Annotated in this window: 23 protein-coding genes and 2 pseudogenes; 3 read left to right on the forward strand and 22 right to left on the reverse strand. The window is 69.8% G+C overall.

The window, feature by feature from the left end; translation table 11 throughout:
- A pseudogene (locus tag IF88_RS47515) lies at positions 1-99 on the forward strand (IS481 family transposase); the annotation flags it as partial.
- Here the strand turns inward: IF88_RS47515 and IF88_RS0136340 are convergent.
- The 13 genes and pseudogenes from IF88_RS0136340 to IF88_RS0136400 all read right to left on the reverse strand — a co-directional run bounded on the left by IF88_RS0136340 (position 96) and on the right by IF88_RS0136400 (position 12,718).
- Positions 96-755, reverse strand: coding sequence for a TetR/AcrR family transcriptional regulator (locus IF88_RS0136340; protein WP_030722793.1), 660 nt, complete (start codon positions 753-755; stop codon positions 96-98). The pseudogene IF88_RS47515 and the gene IF88_RS0136340 sit on opposite strands and share 4 nt — an antisense overlap.
- A gap of 91 nt (positions 756-846) precedes the next feature.
- Entirely contained in the window at positions 847-3,687 is a 2,841-nt protein-coding gene (locus IF88_RS0136345; protein WP_030722796.1) for a DEAD/DEAH box helicase, read from the reverse strand.
- 46 nt (positions 3,688-3,733) lie between these two features.
- Positions 3,734-4,356 (reverse strand): annotated as a pseudogene (locus IF88_RS42975) (hypothetical protein).
- A gap of 43 nt (positions 4,357-4,399) precedes the next feature.
- Complete coding sequence (gene tatC, locus IF88_RS0136355; protein ID WP_030722799.1) at positions 4,400-5,356, reverse strand: twin-arginine translocase subunit TatC; 957 nt, start codon at positions 5,354-5,356, stop codon at positions 4,400-4,402.
- 48 nt (positions 5,357-5,404) lie between these two features.
- Positions 5,405-5,695, reverse strand: a complete 291-nt coding sequence (gene tatA / locus IF88_RS0136360) for a Sec-independent protein translocase subunit TatA (RefSeq protein ID WP_030722802.1) — start codon at positions 5,693-5,695, stop codon at positions 5,405-5,407.
- 168 nt (positions 5,696-5,863) lie between these two features.
- Positions 5,864-6,064 carry a hypothetical protein gene (locus tag IF88_RS0136365; RefSeq protein WP_030722805.1) on the reverse strand — a complete coding sequence of 67 codons (201 nt, stop codon included), beginning with the start codon at positions 6,062-6,064 and terminating at the stop codon, positions 5,864-5,866.
- A 26-nt stretch (positions 6,065-6,090) separates the two neighbouring features.
- Positions 6,091-6,318: a hypothetical protein gene (locus IF88_RS0136370; protein ID WP_030722808.1), complete on the reverse strand. Its 228-nt coding sequence runs from the start codon at positions 6,316-6,318 to the stop codon at positions 6,091-6,093.
- A gap of 14 nt (positions 6,319-6,332) precedes the next feature.
- The gene (locus IF88_RS0136375) at positions 6,333-7,301 is read right to left on the reverse strand and encodes a helix-turn-helix transcriptional regulator (protein WP_030722811.1); all 969 of its coding nucleotides are present in this window, start codon (positions 7,299-7,301) and stop codon (positions 6,333-6,335) included.
- 110 nt (positions 7,302-7,411) lie between these two features.
- Positions 7,412-8,368, reverse strand: coding sequence for a helix-turn-helix transcriptional regulator (locus IF88_RS0136380; protein ID WP_030722814.1), 957 nt, complete (start codon positions 8,366-8,368; stop codon positions 7,412-7,414).
- Positions 8,369-8,488: 120 nt separating this feature from the next.
- Positions 8,489-8,881, reverse strand: a complete 393-nt coding sequence (locus tag IF88_RS0136385; RefSeq protein WP_030722817.1) for an FKBP-type peptidyl-prolyl cis-trans isomerase — start codon at positions 8,879-8,881, stop codon at positions 8,489-8,491.
- A 28-nt stretch (positions 8,882-8,909) separates the two neighbouring features.
- Complete coding sequence (locus IF88_RS0136390) at positions 8,910-9,851, reverse strand: FKBP-type peptidyl-prolyl cis-trans isomerase (protein ID WP_030722820.1); 942 nt, start codon at positions 9,849-9,851, stop codon at positions 8,910-8,912.
- Between the two features lie 115 nt (positions 9,852-9,966).
- Positions 9,967-11,328, reverse strand: a complete 1,362-nt coding sequence (gene pafA, locus IF88_RS0136395; RefSeq protein ID WP_030016332.1) for a Pup--protein ligase — start codon at positions 11,326-11,328, stop codon at positions 9,967-9,969.
- 127 nt (positions 11,329-11,455) lie between these two features.
- A complete protein-coding gene (locus tag IF88_RS0136400; RefSeq protein ID WP_030722825.1) occupies positions 11,456-12,718 on the reverse strand; it encodes an MFS transporter in 1,263 nt (420 codons plus the stop codon).
- Positions 12,719-12,863: 145 nt separating this feature from the next.
- On the opposite strand from IF88_RS0136400, the gene IF88_RS0136405 reads away from it, so the two are divergent.
- Positions 12,864-13,862 (forward strand): LacI family DNA-binding transcriptional regulator, encoded by a 999-nt coding sequence (locus IF88_RS0136405; protein WP_030722828.1) that lies wholly within the window; start codon positions 12,864-12,866, stop codon positions 13,860-13,862.
- A gap of 88 nt (positions 13,863-13,950) precedes the next feature.
- Here the strand turns inward: IF88_RS0136405 and prcA are convergent, their stop codons facing one another.
- The 6 genes from prcA to arc all read right to left on the reverse strand — a co-directional run bounded on the left by prcA (position 13,951) and on the right by arc (position 20,119).
- Complete coding sequence (gene prcA, locus IF88_RS0136410) at positions 13,951-14,715, reverse strand: proteasome subunit alpha (RefSeq protein ID WP_030722831.1); 765 nt, start codon at positions 14,713-14,715, stop codon at positions 13,951-13,953.
- A gap of 46 nt (positions 14,716-14,761) precedes the next feature.
- Positions 14,762-15,601, reverse strand: coding sequence for a proteasome subunit beta (prcB, locus tag IF88_RS0136415; protein ID WP_030722834.1), 840 nt, complete (start codon positions 15,599-15,601; stop codon positions 14,762-14,764).
- Positions 15,553-16,065: an endonuclease VII domain-containing protein gene (locus tag IF88_RS44800; protein WP_078893369.1), complete on the reverse strand. Its 513-nt coding sequence runs from the start codon at positions 16,063-16,065 to the stop codon at positions 15,553-15,555. The genes prcB and IF88_RS44800 overlap by 49 nt, the downstream gene beginning before the upstream one ends.
- 117 nt (positions 16,066-16,182) lie before the next feature.
- Entirely contained in the window at positions 16,183-16,395 is a 213-nt protein-coding gene (locus IF88_RS0136425; RefSeq protein WP_030233608.1) for a ubiquitin-like protein Pup, read from the reverse strand.
- A gap of 183 nt (positions 16,396-16,578) precedes the next feature.
- On the reverse strand, positions 16,579-18,090 hold the full coding sequence (dop, locus tag IF88_RS0136430; RefSeq protein ID WP_030722841.1) for a depupylase/deamidase Dop: 1,512 nt from the start codon (positions 18,088-18,090) through the stop codon (positions 16,579-16,581).
- A gap of 262 nt (positions 18,091-18,352) precedes the next feature.
- Positions 18,353-20,119 (reverse strand): proteasome ATPase, encoded by a 1,767-nt coding sequence (gene arc, locus IF88_RS0136435; RefSeq protein WP_030722844.1) that lies wholly within the window; start codon positions 20,117-20,119, stop codon positions 18,353-18,355.
- A gap of 264 nt (positions 20,120-20,383) precedes the next feature.
- On the opposite strand from arc, the gene IF88_RS0136440 reads away from it, so the two are divergent.
- A complete protein-coding gene (locus IF88_RS0136440; protein WP_030722847.1) occupies positions 20,384-20,704 on the forward strand; it encodes a ferredoxin in 321 nt (106 codons plus the stop codon).
- A gap of 4 nt (positions 20,705-20,708) precedes the next feature.
- On the opposite strand, the gene IF88_RS0136445 is transcribed toward IF88_RS0136440, so the two are convergent.
- From IF88_RS0136445 to IF88_RS0136455, 3 genes are all read right to left on the reverse strand, one after another.
- Entirely contained in the window at positions 20,709-21,305 is a 597-nt protein-coding gene (locus IF88_RS0136445) for a hypothetical protein (protein WP_051838186.1), read from the reverse strand.
- A 217-nt stretch (positions 21,306-21,522) separates the two neighbouring features.
- Positions 21,523-22,419, reverse strand: coding sequence for a tRNA (adenine-N1)-methyltransferase (locus tag IF88_RS0136450; protein WP_030016358.1), 897 nt, complete (start codon positions 22,417-22,419; stop codon positions 21,523-21,525).
- An 18-nt stretch (positions 22,420-22,437) separates the two neighbouring features.
- A complete protein-coding gene (locus tag IF88_RS0136455; RefSeq protein WP_030722853.1) occupies positions 22,438-23,637 on the reverse strand; it encodes a site-2 protease family protein in 1,200 nt (399 codons plus the stop codon).
- Between the last annotated feature and the right edge of the window lie 36 nt (positions 23,638-23,673).

Below are 23,673 nucleotides of genomic sequence, written 5' to 3' on the forward strand. Positions count from 1 at the left end.
GACTGGCTCCACACCTACAATCACCACCGCGGACACACCGCCCTCGCAGGCAAACCACCCGCCAACCGCGTCCCCAACCTCACTGGGCAATACACCTAGACCTCGGGAAGGCGGACCCCCGCGATCCGCAGCGCCGCGTCGGCGGTGGCCTCCGCGAAGGCCGTCACCGGCCGCGCCGGATCGGCCCGGTGGATCAGCATGACGCCCTCGATGAGTCCGAAGACCAGGTCGTTGCGGAGCATCAGCCCCGCCCGGTCCCCGGCCAGTTCGGCGCCGGCGCAGGTCCCGTCGAGCAACACCCGGTAGGCGTCCCTGAGTTCCGCGCGCATCCGGCGGAACTGCGCGAAGCGCGCGCCGCCCACCTCGGGCAGCAGGTAGAGCGCCCCCAGGTCGTACGGACCCCCGCACAGCAGGAGCACGTCGGAGCGGCACAGCTCCCACAGCCTGCGCGCGGCGGGCCGGCCGCCCTCGGCGAGCAGCCGACGGGCCAGGACCAGCGAGGGCGCGACGGTGGACTCCAACAGTTCGGCGAGGAGTTCCTCCTTGCCGCCGAAGTAGTGGTACATCGTGGCCTGGCGCATTCCGGCCCGCCCGGCGACCGCCCGCGTGGTGGTCGCCGCGTATCCCCGGGCGGTGAACAACTCGGCCGCCGCGCAGAGGAGTTCCTCGCGCGGCGGCCGGCCGCTCTCCGGTCTCAGCCGGTCGGCGCGTGGCCGACCGACCCGTCTCGGGCCCTCGTCTGCTCCCCCACTCATGGAACCGATCGTCGCACAGAGCACGACGAATCGATCATGGCAAGAGATCAGATCAGGCCGACCCAGCTCTCGGAGGAAGCCCCAAAACCGGCTAGCCGACCGAGCTGTAGGCCACTACGCCCCGCAGCAGCGCGTCCACGGCCTTGCGGGCGTTGCGCGCCACCGTGCTCCCGCTGTCGCCGGAGGCCGAAGGGGCCGCCGCCGCGATCTGCCCGAGCACGTCGATGACCTGCTTGCACCAGCGCACGAAGTCACCGGCCGGCATCTCCGCCTCGCGCAGCACCTCGTCCAGGCTCTTGTCGGAGGCCCACTGGTACGCCGCCCAGGCGAAGCCGAGGTCCGGCTCGCGCTGGCCCACGCCCTCCGCCTGGTTGATGCGGTGCTCCTCCTCCAGCGCGTCGAGCCGGCCCCAGATGCGGACCATCTCGCCCAGCGCCTCCTTCGCGGCGCCGCCCGGCACCTTCGGCGCGACCGCGTCGTCGGACTGCCGCGCCTCGAAGACCAACGCCGAGACGCAGGCGGCCAGTTCGGCCGGGCTGAGGCCCTCCCACACCTTGGCCCGCAGGCACTCGGAGGCCAGCAGGTCGAGCTCCCCGTACAGCCGGGCGAGCCGCTTGCCGTGCACGGTGACCTCGTCCTCGCGCAGGTAGTCCAGCTCGGTCAACAGCGCGTGGATCCGGTCGAAGGTGCGGGCGATGGTGTTCGTCCGGCCCTCGATCCGCCGCTCCAGCTGCTGGGTGTCCCGCTTGAGCCGGTGGTAGCGCTCCGCCCAGCGGGCGTGGTCCTCGCGCTCGTCGCAGCCGTGGCAGGGGTGCGCCCGCAGCTCGGACCGCAGCCGGGCGATCTCCCGGTCGTCGGCCGCCGCGGCCCGGCCGCGAGCCCGCCGCTCCGGCGTGATGTGCCCGGCCTTGCTCCGCAGCTGCGAGGCCAGGTCCCGACGGGACTGCGGCGAACGCGCGTTGAAGGTCTTGGGGATCCGCATCCGGTCGAGGGCTTCCACCGGCACGGGGAAGTCGATCGCGGCGAGCCGCTTGACCTGCCGCTCGGCGGTGAGCACCAGCGGGCGCGGGCCCTCCGCGTACTCGTACCCGCGGTGCCCGTGGACCCGCCCGGCCGGCACGCCCGGGTCCAGGACCAGCGCGAGCCCGGCGAACTTGCCCGTCGGCACGTGGATGATGTCGCCCGGCTTGAGCTTCTCCAGCGAACTGGCCGCCTGCACCCGGCGCTGGGCGGCGCCCTGCTTGGCCAGTTCCGTCTCACGGTCCTTCAGGTCGCGCCGCAGCTGCGCGTACTCCTCGAAGTTCCCCAGGTGGCAGGTCATGCCCTCCTGGTAGCCCTCCAGGCCCTCCTCGTTGCGCTGCACCTGCCGGGAGATCCCGACGACCGAGCGGTCGGCCTGGAACTGCGCGAAGGAGGTCTCCAGCAGCTCGCGCGAGCGGTGCCGCCCGAACTGGCTGACCAGGTTCACGGCCATGTTGTACGAGGGCTTGAAGCTGGAACGCAGCGGATACGTACGGGTACCCGCGAGGCCGGCGAGCCCCGCCGGGTCCATGCCCCGCTGCCACAGCACGACCGCGTGGCCCTCGACGTCGATGCCGCGCCGCCCGGCCCGGCCGGTCAGCTGCGTGTACTCGCCGGGCGTGATGTCGGCGTGCTGCTCGCCGTTCCACTTGACCAGCTTCTCCAGGATCACCGTGCGCGCGGGCATGTTGATGCCCAGCGCCAGGGTCTCGGTGGCGAAGACGGCCTTCACCAGACCGCGGACGAACAGCTCCTCCACGACCTCCTTGAAGGTGGGCAGCATGCCCGCGTGGTGCGCGGCGATGCCCCGCTCCAGGCCTTCGAGCCACTCGTAGTACCCGAGGACGTGCAGGTCCTCGGTGGGGATGGAGGCGGTCCGCGCCTCGACGATCTCGCGGACCCTGAGCCGCGCGGACTCGTCGTTGAGCCGCAGGCCCGCGTACAGGCACTGCTGGACCGCGGCCTCGCACCCGGCCCGGCTGAAGATGAAGTTGATGGCGGGCAGCAGCCCGTCGCCGTCGAGCCGGGCGATGACCTCGGGGCGGGACGGGGTCCAGATCCGGCCGCGGGAGCGCCGCTCGCGCTCGCGGTCGGCCTCGCGGACCATCTTGCCGCGCCGCCGGTCCTTCGGGTTGTAGGTGCGGCTGTTCTCCTCGCGCGCCATGCGCAGCAGGTCGGGGTTGACCTCCCGGCGCGCGGAGCCGCGGCCGCCGTGGTCGGACTCCTCCTCGAAGAGGTCGTAGATCTTGCGGCCGGCCATGACGTGCTGCCACAGCGGGACGGGCCGCTCCTCGGAGACGATCACCTCGGTGTCCCCGCGGACGGTGTCCAGCCAGTCGCCGAACTCCTCGGCGTTCGACACCGTGGCCGACAGGGAGACCAGGGTCACCGACTCGGGGAGGTGGATGATCACTTCCTCCCAGACGGCCCCGCGGAACCGGTCGGAGAGGTAGTGGACCTCGTCCATCACGACGTAGCCGAGACCGCGCAGCGACTGGGAGCCCGCGTACAGCATGTTGCGGAGCACCTCGGTGGTCATCACGACCACCGGCGCCTCGGAGTTGACGCTGTTGTCGCCCGTCAGCAGGCCCACCTTGTCGGCGCCGTAGCGCTTGACGAGGTCGGCGTACTTCTGGTTCGACAGCGCCTTGATCGGCGTCGTGTAGAAGCACTTGCGGCCCTGCTGGAGGGCCAGGTGCACGGCGAACTCGCCGACGATGGTCTTGCCCGAGCCGGTCGGTGCGGCGACGAGGACGCCCTTGCCCGCCTCCAGTGCCTTGCAGGCCTCGATCTGGTACGGGTCCAGATCGAATTCGTACATCTCGCGGAAGGGGGCCAGGGCAGTGGCCTCTTCGGCGGCGCGGATCCGGGCAGCGGCGTACCGCTCGGCGGGTGAGAGTTCTTCGGTCATCTTGCTGTCGAGCCTACCCGCCACCTCTGACAACAGTCGCGATCATTTAAGTGAGCAGGCGGACCGCTCCGGGGACGCACTCCGCGGTCACCGGCAGCGCCCCTGGGGTCCCCGGACGGAGTCTGGAGGAGGCTCGCCGTCCGCGTACGCGCTCAGGCCCGGGGCCTCCGGGCGCGGTGGACGCTCACCTTCGGGTGGCTCAGGTACCTGCCCTTGTAGACCTGGGGAAAGACCGTGAGCAGGGTGGCCCGGCCGCAGTCGCCGACCACGGTCACGTCGAAGAGCCCGTCGTCCGGGACGGCGTCCGCGCAGATCCGCATGCCACCGCCGTAGGACGATCCTCCCCCCGACTCCGTCCGGGGGGACCCCCAGGACGGCCACGAGCGTCGCCTCGGTCTCGATCACCGGGCCGTCGTCGAGGGTGATCCGGTACGGGAACGGCCGGAAGGCGACCGGCTCCGCGATCATCGCCAGGTCGTACTAGAACCGGCCGGCCGGCAGCCGCATCGCGGTGGTGAGCCGCGCCGGCGCGTCCTCGGCGCCGGTGCCCACCACCGTCCGTACGGAGAAGCCGGCCGCCCGCAACGCGGAAGCGGCCGGCCGCGCGGCGTGCGCGCCCCGGCCGCGTCCGGCGGTGGGATTGACGAAGAGGGCGACCTCAGAGCTCACCCACCCCGGGGGCACCTCCCGGCGGTGGCCGGGGGCGTACCTGTCAGGTGGCGTCGTCGTAACCGTTGATCCGCTGGCGTCCGCCGTCGGCCTGGCCGGGCAGCGCGGCGGGGGCGGGCACCGACTCCAGCGCGCCGATCGGCGCCGGGGTCAGGTCCAGCTCGGAGGCCTCGTCGTCGCTCAGACCCGCGTCGGGGTCGTTGCGCCGGCGCCTGCGGTCGTTGAGCAGACAGATGCCGAGGGCCAGGAAGTACAGGGCCACGATCGGCAGGGCCAGCGCGAGCATGGTCGGGGGGTCACCTGTGGGGGTGGCGAAGGCGGCGAAGATCGTGATGCCGAGGACCATGCCCCGCCACCAGCCGCCGAGCCGCTTGCCGGTGAGCACACCGGTGAAGTTCAGGAGGATCAGCAGGAGCGGCAGCTCGAAGGCCAGGCCGAACACGATCACCATGCGGGTGACCAGGTCGAGGTAGTCGTCGACCGGCAGCAGATTGCGCGCGTGGTCGGGCGTGAACTCCAGCATGATCGTCGCGGTCTGCGGGAGGATCTTGTACGCGAGCACCGCGCCCACGCCGAACAGCGGCGCGCCGACCGCGACGAAGCTCCGCGCGTACTTCTTCTCGTGGCTGTGCAGCCCCGGCGCGGCGAACGCCCACAGCTGGTACAGCCACACCGGCGCGGACAGCACCACGCCGGCCGTCAGCGAGACCTTCAGGGCGATCGAGAACGCCGAGATGAGACCGTTCACGGTCATGTCGGCGCAGGGGTGGCCGTTGCGCTGGGTCACCACACCGTTCCTGCAGCCGACGGAGTCGAGCATCGGCTTCAAGAGGAAGTTGATGATGTCCCGGTAGAAGAAGGCCGAGATGACGGTGATCACCAGGATCGCCAGGACCGACTTCAGCAGACGGTTTCGCAGCTCACGCAGGTGCTCGACAAGAGGCATCCGCCCTTCGGCGTCCTTGTCCGCTTTCCCCTGCTTGCGGGCAGACTTGAGCAACCCACGTCCCTTGTCTCGTTGCAGATGACTGGCGCGTTACGGCGTGCGTCAGCCCTGGGCGGCGCGGTTCGGCTCGCTGACCGGGCGGGAGCTGGTGACGTCACCGGGCGCGGCCTGGATGGTGCGCGGGGCGACGGGCTGCTGCGCGGACTGGTCCGCGGCGGTCGCGGTGGCCGCGTCCTCGGCCTCGCCGTCCTTCTTCATGGCCTTGGCCTCGCTCTTGAGGATGCGGGCCGACTTGCCGAGGGAGCGGGCCATGTCAGGAAGCTTCTTGGCGCCGAACAGCAGGATGATCACGCCGACGATGACGAGGATTTCCCAACCCCTGAGGTTGCCCATAGAAATCTTCCTTTTCTCCGAGGTTCGCAGCGCACCGGTACGGGCGCCTGGGACTTTCTCTACCGAGGATCGTAACCCCCGGGGGTTAACGCCCGGCAATCCCCCGGCGTACCCCGTCTTGCGTCCTGGCCGGTTGTCAATCCCCTCGTCACACGCCCGACTCGTTCGCTACGGTCGCACGCCGCGACCCGCCCTGGCCAGGTCCGCGGCCGCCCGCTCCAGATCGCCCGAGGCATCGGTGATCCGGCGGCTGGCCTGCGCGACCTGCGCGGAGAGTCTGCGCACCTCCGCGTAGACCCGTACGGCCAGCACGGCGAGCACGGCGACTCCGAGGAGGACCAGGGCAATTGCGAACATCGGCCACAGCATGGGGCGAGCCTAGGCCACCGCCCGCCTCAGATGCTGCGCAGGGTGCTCACGCCCCCGCCCGTCAGCAGCTCCACAATGCGCTCACCAGCAGGTTTGCGTACGGAGGCACCGCATTCAGGACACGTGAAGGAGTAGAAGGTGGCCCGTCGGCTGCCGCCGATGGCCAGCCGCAGGGCTCCCGCGTCCAGCTCGAAACGGGCCCGGCAGTCGGGGCAGGAGGCCTTGAAGGCGACGGGCCCGGACATTGGCGACATCGGCCCCGCTCCCCTCAGACCTGTTCCCCGTACCCCGCGAGTGCTTCTCGAGCGGCGCTCCGCGCGCTCTCCGCCAGCTCTGTGGGGGTGACGATCCGCCCCTCGCGCCCGAGCCGCAGCGCGAGCCGGCGCAGCGAAGCCGGATCCGGACTGCGCAGCGTGATCCGCAGACCTCCGTCGGCCAGCTCCTCCGCGCTGTCGTGCGGGTAGTACTCGGCGACCCAGCGCCCGCCCGGACCGACCTCGACGACGACCTCCGGGTCCTCGGCGGCCGGCTGGACCAGGCCCTCGGACAGATCGCGCGGCTCGATCGCCGGCGGCTCGGCCCGCTCGTCCAGCAGCCGGATCTCCGCCACGCGGTCGAGGCGGAAGGTGCGCCGGGCCTCGGAGAGGTGGCACCACCCCTCCATGTACGTGTGCCCCACCGCGAACAGCCGGATCGGGTCGACCTTGCGCTCGGTGAGCTCGTCCCGCGCGGGCGAGTAGTAGCGCAGCCACAGCCGCCGGCGCTCCGCGATGGCCCGGTCGACGTCGGCGAAGACCCCGCCCTCCGATTCGAAGGTCACCGACAGTCGGGAGCTGGCCCCGGCCGCCTCGCCCGCGGCCGCCTCCAGCTTGGCGGTGGCCCGCAGCAGGGCTTCCCGGTCGCTCTCCCGCAGCCCGGGCAGGGTCGCCACCGCGCGCGCGGCCACCAGCAGCGCGGTCGCCTCGTCGGCGGCGAGCCGCAGCGGCTCGGCGGTGGACTCACCCGAGGCGTCGGGGTTGCGCCACCAGATGCGCTCCCCGTCGGTGTCGATGTCGAGCAGGTCCCCGCCGCGGAAGCTGGTCCCGCACATGGGCAGCACGTCGAGGTCCGAGATCAGCTCGTCCTCGGTGATGCCGAAGGCGCGGGCGACGTCGGCGACGTGCGCCCCGGGGCGCTCGCGCAGGTACGTCACCAGGGACAGCATCCGACGGGTCTGGTCGATGGCGTTGGCAGCCATGCTGGTACGTCTCCCCCTCAGGGCACGTCTTCGAATGGGGCGGTCGCGAATGCGGCGATCTGGAATGCGGCGGTCTGCGATGCGGCGGTCTCGAATGCGGCGGAACCGGTTCAGGCCTTGGCGACGGCCCTCAGCCGGTCCACCACGTCGGCCCGCAGGTCGGCGGGCCCGACCACGACGACGTCGGGCCCGAACTCCACCAGCCAGGCGTCCAGCCCGTGCCCGTACGGGATCTCCAGCTCGTCCCAGCCGTCCGCGCCCTCGCAGACCGCGGTGGCCTTGGCCCGCAGCGGGTAGCCCGCCCCGGCGCGCAGCCGGATCAGCGCGGAGCGGTCCGCACTCTCCCCGGCCCAGCTCGCCACGGTCTCCCGTACGGTGACCACGTCAGGGACCTCGGCGGTGTACTCGGCCGCTCGGGACTTGACCTTGCCGGTGATCCGGGACAGCCGGAACACGCGCTCCGCACCGCGGTCGCGGTCGTAGCCGGCCAGGTACCAGTGGCCGCGCCAGCACTCCAGCGCCCACGGCTCCACCTGCCGGGTCTCGGGCCGGGCGGCGGTGGACTTGCGGTAGTCGAAGACCACCGGCCGGCGGTCCCGGCAGGCCAGCATCAGCGGCTCGAAGGCCGCCTCGTGGACCGGGATGCGCGGCTCGATGGCACTGTGCTGGCCCTCGTACGGGTCACCCGCCTCGGGCATCCCGCCCGCGCGCAGCTTCTGCAGGGCCCCGCTGGCGGCTCCCGCGAGGCGGGCCTGCTGCCAGACCTTGGCCGCCAGCCCCAGGGCGGCGGCCTCCTCGGCGTCCAGCGAGACGGGAGGCAGCCGGTTGCTGTCCCGGCGTGCCAGGTAACCGGTTTCGCCGTCCAGGTTCTCCACCGTCTCGATGACCAGACCGAGTTCGCGCAGATCGTCCTTGTCCCGCTCGAACATGCGGTTGAAGGACTCGTCGTTGCCGGCCTCCATGTAGGCCTCGATGGAGCCGCGCAACTCGCGCTTGCTCAGCGGCCGGCGGGTCCCCAGCAGACACAGCGCCAGATTCATCAGCCGCTCGGCCTTGGCAATCGCCATCGACGCCCTTCCCCCGTTCTCGACACACTCGTGACCGTTGACCGTACCGCCCCGGCGGTCCCGGACAAAAGCGAGGGCCCCCGCCTCACGGCGGGGGCCCTCGGAGCGGCTGCCGGTGGATCAGGCGGCCATCAGGTCACAGACGAAGATCAGCGTCTCGCCCGGGGCGATCGCGCCGCCCGCGCCGCGGTCACCGTAGGCGAGGTGCGCCGGGATCGTCAGCTTGCGACGGCCGCCGACCTTCATGCCCGCGATGCCCTGGTCCCAGCCCGCGATGACGCGGCCGGCACCGAGCGGGAACTGCAGGGCGGAACCGCGGTTCCACGAAGCGTCGAACTCCTCGCCGGTGGAGAAGGCCACACCCACGTAGTGGACGGAGACCATGGCACCGGCCTTGGCCTCGGCGCCGTCGCCCTCCCAGATGTCCTCGATCACGAGGTCCTTCGGGGCTTCGCCCTCGGGGAAGTCGATCTCGGGCTTCTCGAGCTTCTGGCTCACGGAACTGCTCCTCATACGTACGAAACGGTCAACCGGAACAGTCTTACATCACGGTGAGGATGTCGAGGCTGAAGACCAGCGTCGACTTGGCCGGGATGGTGCCCTGCTCCTTGTCACCGAACGCCTGGTCCGGCGGGATGACCAGCAGGATGCGGCTGCCGACCTTCTTGCCGATCAGGCCGTCCTTCAGACCCGCGACCGAGAGCTCCTTCAGCGGCCACGTGACCGTCTGACCGGAGGTGTACGTGCTTTCGAAGGTCTTGTCGTCCTTCCACGTCTTGCCGTTGAACTTCACCACGACGGAGTCGGTGTCCTTGACCACCGCGCCGTCGCCCTCCAGGACGTAGTTCGAGACCAGCTTGGCCGGCTCGGCGGTGTCCTTCGGGACGGCCACGGAGACCTCCTGGCCGTCCGTGTTCGTGCCGACCTTGGGCAGGTCCTTGTTGTCCTGGGCAACCTCCTTGCCCGTGGCCGAGGCCGGGACGGTGGCGCCCTTGACGATGTCCACGACGAAGACCAGCGTGGCGTTCGGCTTGATCTTCGGCTCCGAGCCCTGCGCCCCGTAACCGAGGTCCGGCGGGATCACGAGCTCGACACGGCTGCCGACCTTCTGGCCCTCCAGGCCCTGGTCCCAGCCCTTGATGACGGCGCCGGCACCGAGGGTCAGGTCGAACGGCGCGGGCCGGCCGAAGCTCTGGTCGAACGGCTCCTTGCCGTCCCACACCTGGCCGAGGTAGTTGACCTGCGCGATGTCGTTCTTCTTCAGCACCTGCCCGGTGCCCTCGCTGATGGTCACCACCTTCAGCTCCTTGGGCGGCGCGCCCTTCCCCTTCGACAGGGTGGGCGTCTCCCCGAACTTGGCACCCTTGGTGATCGCGGGCGCCCCGTTCTTCATCTGGGCGGAGTCGGAGCCGCTGTCGTCGCCACACGCTGCTGTCGTCAGCAGCAGAAGGGGTACGACAAGCAGGCCGGCAAGTCGGCGCACGGGTTCCTCAGATCTCAGACGGCAAGGCGGTCGCCCGCCACTCTAAGCCGTGCACAGGGCCCCGTACGAGAGACGTACGGGGCCCCGGTAAGGAGTGCGATGTCACATTGCGGACCTACATGCCGGCGATCAGCTTCTCCACCCGGTCGTCCACCGACCGGAACGGGTCCTTGCACAGCACCGTCCGCTGCGCCTGATCATTGAGCTTCAGGTGCACCCAGTCGACCGTGAAGTCCCGCCGCTGCTCCTGCGCCCGGCGGATGAAGTCCCCGCGCAGCCGCGCCCTCGTCGTCTGCGGGGGCACCGACTTGCCCTCGAAGATCTTGAGGTCGTTGCAGATCCGCGCCGCCTGCCCCTTGCGCTCCAGCAGGTAGTACAGCCCGCGCCGGCGGTGGATGTCGTGGTAGGCGAGGTCTATCTGAGCCACCCGCGGATTCGACATGGTCATGTTGTGCTTCGCCCGGTACCGCTCGATCAGCTGGTACTTCATGACCCAGTCGATCTCGGTCCCGATCCGGTCCAGGTCCTCCGCGTCGATCGCGTCCAGCGTGCGACCCCACAGCTCCAGCACCTGGTCCACCACACCCGTACGGATGCCCCGGCGCTCCGCGAAGTCCACCGCCTTGTCGTAGTACTCCCGCTGGATCTCCAGCGCCGAGGCCTCCCGGCCGCTCGCCAGGCGCACCTTGCGCTGACCCGTGATGTCGTGGCTCACCTCGCGGATCGCCCGGATCGGGTTCTCCAGGGTCAGGTCACGCATCACCGTGCCCGCCTCGATCATGCGCAGCACCAGGTCGGTGGCCCCGACCTTGAGCAGCATGGTCGTCTCGGACATGTTCGAGTCACCGACGATGACGTGCAGCCGGCGGTAGCGCTCGGCGTCCGCGTGCGGCTCGTCCCGGGTGTTGATGATCGGCCGCGAACGGGTCGTGGCGGAACTGACACCCTCCCAGATGTGCTCGGCCCGCTGGCTCACGCAGTAGACCGCGCCCCGGGGCGTCTGCAGCACCTTGCCCGCGCCGCAGATCAGCTGCCGCGTGACGAGGAACGGAATGAGAATGTCCGCCAGGCGGGAGAATTCCCCGTGCCGGGCCACCAGGTAGTTCTCGTGGCAGCCGTACGAGTTGCCCGCCGAGTCGGTGTTGTTCTTGAAGAGATAGACGTCGCCCGCGATTCCCTCCTCGTGCAGGCGGCGTTCGGCGTCGACGAGCAGTCCTTCGAGAATGCGCTCGCCTGCTTTGTCGTGGGTGACCAGTTCGGTCACGTTGTCGCATTCGGGAGTTGCATATTCCGGATGCGAACCCACGTCGAGGTACAGGCGGGCGCCGTTCCGCAGGAAGACATTGCTGCTGCGGCCCCATGACACAACACGGCGGAAGAGGTAGCGCGCCACTTCGTCAGGAGACAGTCGGCGCTGTCCCCTGAACGTGCACGTGACGCCGTACTCGTTCTCCAGCCCGAAAATGCGGCGGTCCATGACTGAACATTACGCCTTCTGCCCTCTTCTGAAACCGGGTTCGGGAGCGCCGTTTCGATCAGTTCCCCCGAGCGAGCCCGCCGAACCGCCGCCGAACAGGCCCCCCGACCGGCGTGGCGCCCCCGCGTCACCCCGCCGACGAGGCCCCCGACGCCACCCCGGGCGAACCCTCCGACACCCCGTCAGACGAACCCGCCACCGTCCGGCCCGGCCCCGCAGTTGCCATCACCCGCTGAGTGACCATCAGCACCGACAGCGCCGCGACCCCCGCCACCGCCGCCACCCCGAAGCTCGCCGACGTACCGCCCAGCTCCACCGCCGGCCCCGCCGCCGCCGTACCGATCGCCGCACCCACCCCGAAGAACGTCACCAGCCACGAGAACGCCTCCGTCACCGTGCCCGCCGGAGCGTGCCGGTCCACGACGATGAACGCACACGCCAGCGCCGGCGCCAGGAACACCCCCGACAACGCCGCCAGACCCGTCATCGCCACCGGCCCCGGAGTCAGCATCAGCGGCAGATAGCCCAGCGCCAGCAACGCCACCAGGATCCGCAGCCGCCGCTCCGGCGCACCCGCCCACTGCCGCGCCCCGTACGTCACCCCGCCGATCAGCGCACCCAGCCCGAGCGCCGCCATCAGCCACCCGTACACCGCCTGGTTCCCGTGGTCGTCCGCGTACGCCACACCCGCCACCGTGATCGAACCCAGCGCCGTCCCCACGAAGAAGAAGGCACCCAGCAGCGCCAGCAGCCCCCGCGAACGCAACGCACCCAGCCAGTGGGCCTCCCGCGGCGCCGAACGCCACGTGCGCGAAGGCTCGCTCACCACCACCGACAGCGCACCCAGCACCCCGATCGCGTTGAGCGCCAGCAGCGCACCGGCCGGGGACCACAGCGCGACGAACAGCGTCACCAGCAGCGGACCGACCGTGAACATGACCTCCTGGGCCACCGCGTCCATCGCGTACGCCGCGTGCACCTTCTCCTCGCGGCCCCCCAGGACGCCCGGCCACAGCGCCCGCAGCCCGCCCTCCAGGGGCGGCGTGAAGAGCCCCGCGACGACCACCGCGGCATACGCGGCCACCGCCGACTGCGTACCCGCCAGCGCCAGCCACACCACGCCCAGCGCCGAGACCACCGCCGCCGGCAGCTGCACCCGCGGCTGCCCGAACAGGTCCACCGCCCGGCCCAGCAGGGGCTGGCCCACGGCGTTGGCCACCCCGTACGCGGCGGCGAGGGCCCCCGCGAGGCTGTAGCTGCCCCCCTCCGCGCGCGTGAACAGCACGATCGCGATCGGCGCGGTCGCGTTCGGCAGCCGCCCCACGAGCGTGCCCACCAGCAGCCTCGCGGCGTGCCGGGTCCGCAGCAGCTCCGCGTATCCCGCGGCCATGTCCGCCCCCTTCCGCCCGGATCCTGCCGGGGTAATACGTATAACTTGACGAGTCATACGTACCATGGCCGCAGTCCACGGGTCCACCCCACCACCCCCGCACCACCCCCGCACCACCCACGACCTCGCACTTCAGGAGCGCCCTGTGACGAGACCCACCAGCCGCGACGTGGCCACCGCCGCCGGGGTCTCCCAGGCCACCGTCTCCCTCGTCCTCGGCGACAAATGGCCCGGCCGCGTCTCCGAACGCACCGCCACCCTCGTCCGCGAAACCGCCACCCGCCTCGGCTACCGCCCCAACCTCGCCGCCCGCAACCTCCGCCTCGGCTCCACCCGCACCGCCCTCCTCGTCGTCCCCGCCCTCACCAACGAGTTCTTCGCCCGCGTCTACACCGGCGCCGCCCGCGTCGCCGCCGAACACGGCTTCGGCGTCGTCCTCTACCCCTCCCCCGACGGCACCGGCCCCGCCCGCGACCCCTTCGCCTCCGCCCGCGCCGCCCTCGACGGAGTCATCGCCTCCTCCATGGCCGCCGACGCCCTCGACGCCATCGGCGGCAACACCCTCCCCCTCGTCATGCTCGACAGCGACCCCGCCGCCGGCACCGCCGCCGCCCACGTCAACCTCGCCATGGCCGACGGCATGCGCCAGATCACCGAACACCTCCTCACCCTCGGCCACCGCCGCTACCTCCACCTCGCCTCCGCCGTCGACTCCTGGACCTTCGACACCCGCGCCGAAGCCCTGGCCGCCCTCCTCGGCCCCGACAACGAACTGCGCACCGTACGGTCCCCCCTCACCGTCGACGGCGCCCGCACGGCCATGGAGACCGCCCTCGCCACCCCCCACGGCAGACCCACCGCCGTCGTCTGCGACGACGACATCCTCGCCGCCGGCGCCTGCAAAGCCGCCCGCCGCCTCGGCCTGCGCATCCCCGAGGACCTCTCCGTCACCGGCTTCGACGACCTCGCCCTCGCCACCGCCGTCGAACCCGAACTCACCACCGTCCACCTCCCCGCCGAACGCGTCGGCGAACAAGGCATGACCGCACTCCTCGCCGTCCTCGAAGGCACCCCCTGGACCGCCCCCGACATCCCCGTCCGCCTCGTCGTCCGCGACTCCTCCGGCCCCGCCCCCACCCCCTGACCGGGCGGCAACCGGACACGACGAAGCCCCGGCCCGCCGAAAACGGCGAACCGGGGCTCCGGCCGTCAAGGTCCCACGCGGCGTCGTCCTACTCGGCGTCGTCCTCGGGCGCCTCGTCGTTCGACACGGCATCCGCCTGCGCGGCCGCCGGCACATCCGCCTCCAGCAACCGCGACAGCTGCCGGCCCCGGATCCGCTTGAACTTGCGCTGCTGCGCCCGCGTACGGTCCAGCACCGCCACCTCCAGCCGCTCGGCCGGAATCGTCTTGTCCGCACCGTTCGCCTGGCTGGACAGCGCCTGCACCGCCAGCTTCAACGCCTCGGACAACGTCATCCCGTCCTGGTGACGCTGATCCAGGAACGTACTGATCTGCTCGGCATTGCCACCGACCGCGACCGAACCGTGCTCGTCCACGATCGAACCGTCGTGCGGCAACCGATAGATCTGGTCCCCGGCCGCGGTCGCACCGACCTCGGCGACCACCAGCTCCACCTCGTACGGCTTCTCACCCGCACTGGAGAAGATCGTGCCGAGCGTCTGCGCGTACACGTTCGCCAGCCCACGGGCCGTCACGTCGTCACGGTCATAGGTGTACCCGCGCAGATCCGCGTACCGCACACCACCGATCCGCAGGTTCTCGTACTCGTTGTACTTGCCGGCGGCAGCGAAGCCGATCCGGTCGTAGATCTCGCTGAACTTGTGCAGCGCACGGGACGGGTTCTCGCCGACGAACACGATGCCGTCGGCGTACTGCAGCACGACAAGGCTGCGACCGCGGGCGATGCCCTTCCGGGCGTATTCCGCCCGGTCGGCCATGGCCTGCTGGGGTGACACATAGAACGGAGTCGACACCGGCTTTCCGTCCCTTTCTTCTGGGCTCCTGAGGGGCGACGGACGGTCAGAGCAGGGCGGCGCGCGGGCCGTCGGGCTGCTCCAGACGACGGTTGGTGACCGTACGGGCGAGTTCCTGCGACTCGGCGTCCGTCAGCCTGCGGAATCCCTCGTCGGTGATGACGGTGACGATCGGATAGATGTGGCGGTACAGGTCCGGCCCACCCGTCGCCGAGTCGTCGTCGGCGGCGTCGTACAGCGCCTGCACGACCAGCGTGGTGGCCTGCTCCTCCGTCAGATCGGGGCGGAAGAGCTTCTTCATCGAACCCCGGGCGAAGATCGAACCCGACCCGGTGGCGGCGAAGCCGTGCTCCTCGGAGCGGCCGCCGGTCACGTCGTAGGAGAAGATCCGGCCCTTCTCCTTGGCCTCGTCGTACCCCGCGAACAGCGGCACGACGGCCAGCCCCTGCATCGCCATGCCCAGATTGCTCCGGATCATGGTGGACAGCCGGTTGGCCTTGCCCTCCAGGGAGAGGGTCGTCCCCTCCACCTTCTCGAAGTGCTCCAGCTCCAGCTGGAACAGCTTCACCATCTCCACGGCCAGGCCGGCCGTACCGGCGATGCCGACGGCGGAGTACTCGTCCGCCGGGAACACCTTCTCGATGTCCCGCTGCGCGATCATGTTCCCCATGGTCGCCCGCCGGTCACCGGCGAGGACCACCCCGCCGGGGAAGGTGGCGGCCACGATGGTCGTCCCGTGCGGCGCCTCGACCACGCCCTCCGGCAGCCTGCGGTTGCCGGGCAGCATCTCGGGCGAGTGCGCGCCCAGGAAGTCCATGAAGGACGACGACCCCGGCGTCAGGAAGGCTGCCGGTAGACGCCCTGTGCCACGATTGTTGGCTTCCACGCGTGTCCCTCCAAGTATGAGACGACCCGACGAGCTGCGTCGGGATCGTCACCCAACTTGCCGATGGCCGTGTTGCAGTTGAAGCACAGTACGCCTCGGACCCTACCCGTCTTGTGGCAGTGATCCACATGTACCGCCGGGCGCTTCAGACAGATACAGCAAAGCCCGCCTTGAGCGGCGATCATTTCGTCGCGATCGGCCTCGGTCATGCCGTACGAGCGCTTGAGATGCCCCGCCCGGCTTTCGACCGCTCGACACGCCTTGCAACGCGTCGACAACCCGTCCGAGGCGGTCTTGTTCCGGTCCCATTCCGAGTGGGGCTTGATCTCCCCGCAGCGGCGGCAGTATTTATGCCCCACAGGGGTTTCGACTCGGGGACGCACGTTCTTCCCCTTGGCTATCTGACGCTGTTGGTGGTAGTCGGCTGCGCACGGCCTGCAGTAGCACTGCAGGCCGTCACGCATGGCCCGGTTCGAAGCGAAAGCATCGAGCGGCTTGACTGCACCACACCGCCCGCACTTCTTTCCCACCTCCGACACTCACCCTCCCCTGCGAGCATCACCTTCAATTCGAAGGCGAAGTCACTCGCCACCCTTCTGAACGAAGGAGCGCACGAAGTCCTCGGCGTTCTCCTCGAGCACATCATCGATTTCGTCAAGTACGGAGTCGACGTCGTCGGAGAGCTTTTCCTGGCGCTCCTTGAGGTCGGTCGATTCTTCGACCGCAGCCTCCTCGACCTCCTCGGTCGAGCGCGTCGCCTTCTGCTGTCCGCCGCCGGTGTCCTTGGTCGCCATGTCTACCTCACCCCGCTCGGTCGCACGCTCACGTCGAGAGATCCCGGGATTCGGGATCTCTCAAGATCAGACCCTATGTCGGACCCTACTAGGAGGGTCCGACATTCGTCCCCGCACTTTCACAACGTCCGGTTCTCCACATGATTCCCGGACCGGGGCCCTTTCAGGCCCCCATGGCACCGCTCACTGCCCCGAAAGCACCCGCACCAGGTCCTCCGCCGTGCGACAGCGGTCCAGGAGCTCCTTGACGTGGTTCCGGGTCCCCCGCAGGGGTTCCAGCGTCGGGACCCGCTGGAGCGAGTCCCGGCCGGGAAGGTCGAAGATCACCGAGTCCCAGGAGGCCGCGGCCACGTCGTCCGCGTACTGCTCCAGGCAGCGGCCGCGGAAGTAGGCCCGGGTGTCCTCCGGGGGCTTGCTCTGGGCCCGCTCGACAGCCGGCTCCTCCACCAGTCGCTTCATCTTGCCCCGGGCCACCAGGCGGTTGTACAGGCCCTTCTCGGGCCGTACGTCCGAGTACTGGAGGTCCACCAGGTGCAGCCGCGCCGCGTCCCAGCCCAGCCCGTCCCGGCGCCGGTAGCCCTCCAGGATCTCCCGCTTGGCGATCCAGTCCAGCTCCCCCGACAGGCTCATCGGGTCGCTCTCCAGCCGGCCCAGCACGTCCTCCCAGCGGACCAGCACGTCCTTGGTCTGCTCGTCCGCCTCGGAGCCGAAACGCTCCTCGACGTACTTGCGGGCCAGCTCGAAGTACTCCATCTGCAGTTGCACCGCGGTGAGTGTCCGGCCGCTGCGCAGCGTGATGAGGTGCTTCAGGTCGGGGTCGTGGGAGACCTGGTGGAGGGTGCGTACTGGCTGGTCGACGGCGAGGTCGACGTTGATGAACCCGTCCTCGATCATGGACAGGACCAGTGCGGTCGTGCCGAGTTTCAGGTACGTGGAGATCTCGGAGAGGTTCGCGTCGCCGATGATCACGTGCAGCCGGCGGTACTTCTCCGCGTCGGAGTGCGGCTCGTCGCGGGTGTTGATGATGGGCCGCTTGAGGGTGGTCTCCAGGCCGACCTCGACCTCGAAGTAGTCCGCTCGCTGGCTGATCTGGAAGCCGTGCTCGCGGCCGTCCTGGCCGATGCCGACGCGGCCGGCGCCGGTCACGACCTGCCGGGAGACGAAGAAGGGGGTCAGGTGGCGCACGATCTCCGAGAAGGGGGTCTCCCGCTTCATCAGGTAGTTCTCGTGCGTGCCGTAGGAGGCGCCCTTGTTGTCGGTGTTGTTCTTGTAGAGGTGGATCGGCTGGGCGCCGGGCAGCTGGGCCGCCCGTACGGCGGCCTCGGCCATGATCCGCTCGCCGGCCTTGTCCCAGAGGACGGCGTCGAGCGGGTTGGTGATCTCCGGCGAGCTGTATTCGGGGTGCGCGTGGTCGACGTAGAGCCGTGCGCCGTTGGTGAGGATGACGTTGGCGAGGCCGATGTCCTCGTCGGTCAGCTGGCTGTTGTCGGCGGCCTCGCGGGCGAGGTCGAAGCCGCGGGCGTCCCGCAGCGGATTCTCCTCCTCGAAGTCCCAGCGGGCGCGTCGCGCCCGGTGCATCGCCGCCGCGTAGGCGTTGACGATCTGGGACGAGGTGAGCATGGCATTGGCGTTCGGGTGCCCCGGGACGGAGATCCCGTACTCCGTCTCGATCCCCATTACTCGCCGTACGGTCATGCGGCCCTCCTTGCCCGGCGGCGCTCCCCTTCGGGAGCGGCGCTCAAGTACCGCTGGTGCTCCGGTGCGTGTGCCTGTGCGGTGCCCGTCCCCGCACTGCGCGACCGGCGGTACGGAAGAGCCTAGAACCACTGCGCGCTCGTGGGGAGATCATTTCCGTCATTGAATCCGCCCTTTCACCGGCTGAAAAGCGGCCGGTAAAGCGGTCGGGTAAAGCAGTCGGCTGCGGATGCCCGGGGAGGGCACCCGCAGCCGCTCCGCTTCAGAGGTACTGACCGGTGTTCGCCACCGTGTCGATGGAGCGTCCGGTGTCCGCGCCTTGCTTTCCGGTGACGAGGGTGCGGATGAATACGATCCGCTCTCCCTTCTTTCCGGAGATTCGGGCCCAGTCGTCCGGGTTGGTGGTGTTGGGCAGGTCCTCGTTCTCCTTGAACTCGTCCACGCACGCCTGGAGGAGGTGGGAGACCCGGAGGCCCTTCTGGTCGTGCTCGAGGAAGGCCTTGATCGCCATCTTCTTCGCACGGTCCACGATGTTCTGGATCATCGCGCCCGAGTTGAAGTCCTTGAAGTAGAGGACTTCCTTGTCGCCGTTGGCGTACGTGACCTCGAGGAAGCGGTTCTCCTCGGTTTCGGCGTACATCTGCTCGACGACGGTCTGGATCATGCTGTGGACGGTGCCGTCCTTGGAGCCCTGGTGCTCGGACAGGTCGTCCGTGTGCAGGGGCAGCGAGGCCTTGAGGTACTTCGCGAAGATGTCCTTCGCGGCCTCGGCGTCCGGGCGCTCGATCTTGATCTTCACGTCGAGGCGGCCGGGGCGCAGGATGGCGGGGTCGATCATGTCCTCGCGGTTGGAGGCGCCGATGACGATGACGTTCTCCAGGCCTTCCACGCCGTCGATCTCGGCGAGCAGCTGGGGGACGATGGTGTTCTCCACGTCCGAGCTGACTCCGGATCCGCGGGTGCGGAAGAGGGATTCCATCTCGTCGAAGAAGACGATGACGGGGGTGCCCTCGCTCGCCTTCTCCCGGGCACGCTGGAAGACGAGGCGGATGTGCCGCTCGGTCTCGCCGACGTACTTGTTGAGGAGTTCGGGGCCCTTGATGTTCAGGAAGTAGGACTTCCCGGCGGGCTGGCCGGTCACCTCGGCGACCTTCTTGGCAAGGGAGTTGGCGACGGCCTTGGCGATGAGCGTCTTGCCGCAGCCGGGCGGGCCGTAGAGCAGGATGCCCTTCGGGGGCCGCAGTTCGTGTTCCTTGAACAGGTCCGGGTAGAGGTACGGGAGCTCGACCGCGTCGCGGATCAGCTCGATCTGGTCGCCCAGGCCACCGATCTTGTCGTAGTCGATGTCGGGGACCTCTTCGAGGACGAGTTCCTCGACCTCGCTCTTGGGGACGACCTCGTAGACGTAGCCGGAGCGGGGTTCGAGCAGGAGGGCGTCGCCGGGGCGGATGGTGATGTCCAGGAGCGGCTCGGCGAGCCTCACCACCCTCTCCTCGTCGGTGTGCCCGACGACCAGGGCGCGCTCGCCGTCCTCGAGGATCTCCTTGAGGGTGACGATGTCCCCGGCCCGCTCGAATTCCATGGCCTCGACCACGTTGAGGGCCTCGTTGAGCATGACCTCCTGGCCGCGCCGGAGGTCTTCCGGGTCGACGCTGGGGCTGACGTTCACGCGGAGCTTTCGGCCTCCGGTGAAGATGTCGACGGTGCCGTCCTCGTTGGCCTGCAGGAAGACACCGAAGCCGGCCGGCGGCTGGGCGAGCCGGTCGACTTCTTCCTTGAGGGCCACGATCTGGTCCCGGGCCTCACGGAGGGTATTCGCGAGTCGTTCGTTCTGTGCGGATACGCCGGCAAGATTTGTCTGCAGCTCGACGATCCGCTCTTCGAGAATCCTCGTGTGTCGCGGAGAGTCGGCGAGCTTGCGTCGCAGGACGGCGATTTCCTGCTCGAGATAGGCAACCTGGCCGGCGGGGTCCTCAGACCCTCGCCCGGGCCGGATGCCGCGGTTGATGTCGTCGTCGTGGGCTGCCACGGTCCTCACCTCCTCCAAGGGGAGCTGGACGCTTCCTGACCCTACCTGGGCTGGTGGTGATTGAAACCCCTAGATCACAAAGACGGTAGAGGTGTGTCCGATCTTCACCCTTGCGTACTCCCTCACGCCAAGGAAATACCCACCCATCAAACTCGGGAAGCGGCCGGTTGTAAGGTCGAACTGTTCAACACCCGTCAGGGCTCGCGCGACTTGCTGCGGGTTGTGACCGGGATGGATCACTCAGCGCAGGGAACGGCAGGAGATATGACCGTGCAGCACGAGGCTCCGACGGGCGCGGCCGGTGAGGCCGGCGAGCCGCTTGAGGTCTGGATCGACCAGGACCTCTGCACCGGGGACGGCATCTGTGCGCAGTACGCGCCGGAGGTGTTCGAGCTGGACATCGATGGTCTGGCGTATGTGAAGAGCCCTGAGGACGAGCTGCTCCAGGACGCGGGGGCGACCACTCCGGTTCCGCTGACGCTGCTCCAGGACGTGGTCGACTCGGCGAAGGAATGCCCGGGGGACTGTATTCACGTAAGGCGCGTTTCGGACAGGGTGGAAGTCTTCGGTCCTGACGCCGAGTGACGTTTCAAACACTCCGGGCGGCTGAGTCCGTCAGCTCTTGGCGGAATTTTCCGTCGCTCCAGCGCCACTTGGCGAGCTGCTTCGTGTCGGGGCAGCAGCGCGGTACGCCGGGTGCGGAGTAGCCGAGGAGCGTGGCGGTGACGACGCGGTCGCGCACGGTCAGTTCCGTGGCGGTCTGTCGTTTTCCGGTGTCGAGGAGGGTGGCGACGACGCGGGGGCGGGCGCCTTCGGTGCGGTCCTGGGTGAGGACGTAGATCGCGTGGGGCGGGGTGCCGGAGCCGGCTTCGCAGCGGACGGCGGCGACGGTCTCGGGGCGGGCGTCGCCGTCGAGGTCGCCCTGGGCGGTGGCCGTGACGGTCTGGGGGGCGCCGTTGCAGTCGAGGGGGTAGGTGACGGCCGCGGCGTCGGGAGCGGTGGCCTGGGGGCCGTTCGCGGTGGGCTCCGGCGTGGCGGCGGGGATGCCGGTGGCCGGCTCTACGAGTCCCGCTGTGGCTATGACGGCGGCCATGGCGGTGGCCGTGGCGAGCCAGTGGAGGGGCCTGGCCAGGCTGTGCGCCAGGGTGTCCGGAGTCGGCGTCAGCTCGGCGGGGCTGTGCAGCACGCGGGGTGTCTCCTGTGCGAAGGGTGACGGGGAGCCAGCATCGTGCCATACCTCACACGGAGGTGGAACGGCTGGGTCCGCTCCTGTTGGTTCCCGGGCGGGACGGGGGTCGGCACGCGGACAACGAAAAGGCGCTGTGGCGCAGTTCCCGGTCGGTCCGGGGAACTGCGCCACAGCGCCTTCGTGTTGGGTCGGCGGTGCGGTGACGCGGTGCGGGTTACGCGGAGCGGTCGCTGCCGGGGCCGTCGTAGTCCTCGCCGTAGGCGCCCTTGGCGGGGCGGCGGCGGCGCATGGGGGGCTCGACGCCGTCCGCGAGGCGGCGGGCGGTGACGAGGAAGCCGGTGTGGCCGATCATGCGGTGGTCCGGGCGGACGGCCAGGCCTTCGACGTGCCAGTTGCGGATCATCGATTCCCAGGGCTGCGGCTCGGCGAAGCAGCCGATCTCGCGGATGGACTCGACGGTCTTGGACAGCTGGGTGGTGGTGGCCACGTAGCAGCAGAGGATGCCGCCGGGGACGAGTGCCTTGGAGACGGCCTCGAGGCACTCCCAGGGGGCGAGCATGTCGAGGATGACGCGGTCGACGTCGGTGTCGGACAGGTTGTCCTGGAGGTCGCCGACGGTCAGCTGCCAGGCCGGGTGGGGGCCGCCGAAGTAGCGTTCCACGTTGGCGGTGGCGATCTCGGCGAAGTCCGCGCGGCGCTCGTAGCTGTGGAGCATGCCCTGGTCGCCGATGGCGCGCAGCAGGAAGCTGCTGAGGGAGCCGGAGCCGACACCTGCTTCCACGACGCGGGCGCCGGGGAAGATGTCGGCGAAGGCCAGGATCTGGCCGGCGTCCTTGGGGTAGACCACGGCGGCGCCGCGGGGCATGGACAGGACATAGTCGGGGAGCAGGGGACGCAGCGCGAGGTAGGCGACGTTGCCCGTGGTACGGACAACACTGCCCTCGGGGGCACCGATCAGCTCGTCGTGGGGGAAGGAACCCTTGTGGGTGTGGAAATTCTTCCCGGCTTCGAGCGTGAACGTGTAGTGGCGGCCCTTGGGGTCGGTGAGCTGAACCTGGTCCCCGACCTCGAAGGGCCCGCGTCGGCGGGCGGCACCGGTCGGTTCGGACATGTGACCAGTGTATTGGCTTCAGGACTGGGGCCGTGCCATGGCCTTCACGAAGGCCTTTTCGACGTCGAGGGTGGACAGGACGCCGTAGACGGCGCCGTCTGGTTCGAGGACGAGGTACTCGGTGGCGGGGGTGGCGCGGAGGCGTTCGAGGAGTTCCTCGCCGGTGAGTTCCGCGGAAACCTTCATGCCGTCGGTGAGGTCCTGGGCGAGGGTGCTGACGGCGACCCAGGGGCGGCGGTGTTCGGGGACGGCGGCGATGGCGCTTTCGCGGACGATGGCGGTGGGGTCGCCGTGGCCGTCGACGACGACGAGGGCGCGGGCGCCGGCTTCGTTGGCGCGGCGGAGGGCTTCGGAGAGGGGGGTGGCGTTCTCGACGGGGATGGCGCGCCGGGTGAGGGCGCGGGCGCGCAGTTCGGGGAGGTGTGCGCGCAGGCGGGCCATGCGCAGGCTGTTGCCGGCTCCGGTCCAGATGATGGCGGCGAGGATGGCGGCGAGCAGCGCGTCCATGACGGTGTTCATCCCGCCGATCTCCTGGGTGCGGTTGCCGAGGAGTCCGGTGTGGGTGAGCAGGGGCAGGCCGAGGAGGACGGCGATGGCGAGGCCGCGGCCGACCCAGGCGGCGGCGATGGTGCCGGCCATGGGTTTGCCGGTGATGCCCCAGATGACGGCGCGGAGCATGCGGCCGCCGTCGAGGGGGAGGCCGGGGAGCAGGTTGAAGGCGGCGACGAGGAGGTTGGAGATCATCAGGCCGGCGAGGAGGACGCCGGGGACGCTGGCCGGTTCGACGGCTTTCATGCCGAGGTGGAAGGCGCCGGCGAGGAGGAGGGAGAGGAGGGGGCCGACGAAGGCGAGGACGAATTCGCGGCCGGGGGTCTCGGATTCCTTTTCGATCTCGGAGACTCCGCCGAAGAACTGGAGCTGGATGCGGCGCACGGGGAGTTTGAAGCGGAGGGCCGCGACGGTGTGCGCGAGTTCGTGGACGAGGACGGAGGCGTAGAAGGCGACGGCGAAGAAGAGGGAGACGAGGTAGCGGACGGGTCCGAGGTCGGGCAGGATGCGGTCGAGCTGGTCGCCGAAGACCCAGGTGATGAGGGCGGCGACGAGGAACCAGCTGGGCGAGACGTAGACGGGCACGCCGAAGGGGCGGCCCATGAGGAGTCCGCCGCCCGGTCCTGAGCGCCGGCCCGCGCGCTCGCCGGTTTCGTCGGTGTCTGCCACGGCTGTCCTTCGTTCCTCGGGTTTCCCCCGGACGGA

Origin of the sequence: Streptomyces sp. NRRL F-2580 (assembly GCF_000720115.1) — a bacterium.
Classification (GTDB): domain Bacteria; phylum Actinomycetota; class Actinomycetes; order Streptomycetales; family Streptomycetaceae; genus Streptomyces.

What these genes read in the sequence shown, in the direction of transcription:
- IF88_RS0136400 (WP_030722825.1), bottom strand. Translation starts at nt 12,718, where the DNA reads ATGGCCGCGGGATACGCGGAGCTGCTGCGGACCCGGCACGCCGCGAGG.
- IF88_RS0136375 (WP_030722811.1), bottom strand. Translation starts at nt 7,301, where the DNA reads ATGGCTGCCAACGCCATCGACCAGACCCGTCGGATGCTGTCCCTGGTG.
- IF88_RS0136385 (WP_030722817.1), bottom strand. Translation starts at nt 8,881, where the DNA reads ATGAGGAGCAGTTCCGTGAGCCAGAAGCTCGAGAAGCCCGAGATCGAC.
- IF88_RS0136340 (WP_030722793.1), bottom strand. Translation starts at nt 755, where the DNA reads ATGAGTGGGGGAGCAGACGAGGGCCCGAGACGGGTCGGTCGGCCACGC.
- pafA (WP_030016332.1), bottom strand. Translation starts at nt 11,328, where the DNA reads ATGGACCGCCGCATTTTCGGGCTGGAGAACGAGTACGGCGTCACGTGC.
- IF88_RS0136440 (WP_030722847.1), top strand. Translation starts at nt 20,384, where the DNA reads ATGACCGTGCAGCACGAGGCTCCGACGGGCGCGGCCGGTGAGGCCGGC.
- IF88_RS0136365 (WP_030722805.1), bottom strand. Translation starts at nt 6,064, where the DNA reads ATGCTGTGGCCGATGTTCGCAATTGCCCTGGTCCTCCTCGGAGTCGCC.
- IF88_RS0136380 (WP_030722814.1), bottom strand. Translation starts at nt 8,368, where the DNA reads ATGGCGATTGCCAAGGCCGAGCGGCTGATGAATCTGGCGCTGTGTCTG.
- IF88_RS0136370 (WP_030722808.1), bottom strand. Translation starts at nt 6,318, where the DNA reads ATGTCGCCAATGTCCGGGCCCGTCGCCTTCAAGGCCTCCTGCCCCGAC.
- IF88_RS0136425 (WP_030233608.1), bottom strand. Translation starts at nt 16,395, where the DNA reads ATGGCGACCAAGGACACCGGCGGCGGACAGCAGAAGGCGACGCGCTCG.
- IF88_RS0136450 (WP_030016358.1), bottom strand. Translation starts at nt 22,419, where the DNA reads ATGTCCGAACCGACCGGTGCCGCCCGCCGACGCGGGCCCTTCGAGGTC.
- IF88_RS0136345 (WP_030722796.1), bottom strand. Translation starts at nt 3,687, where the DNA reads ATGACCGAAGAACTCTCACCCGCCGAGCGGTACGCCGCTGCCCGGATC.
- IF88_RS44800 (WP_078893369.1), bottom strand. Translation starts at nt 16,065, where the DNA reads ATGCGTGACGGCCTGCAGTGCTACTGCAGGCCGTGCGCAGCCGACTAC.
- tatA (WP_030722802.1), bottom strand. Translation starts at nt 5,695, where the DNA reads ATGGGCAACCTCAGGGGTTGGGAAATCCTCGTCATCGTCGGCGTGATC.
- dop (WP_030722841.1), bottom strand. Translation starts at nt 18,090, where the DNA reads ATGACCGTACGGCGAGTAATGGGGATCGAGACGGAGTACGGGATCTCC.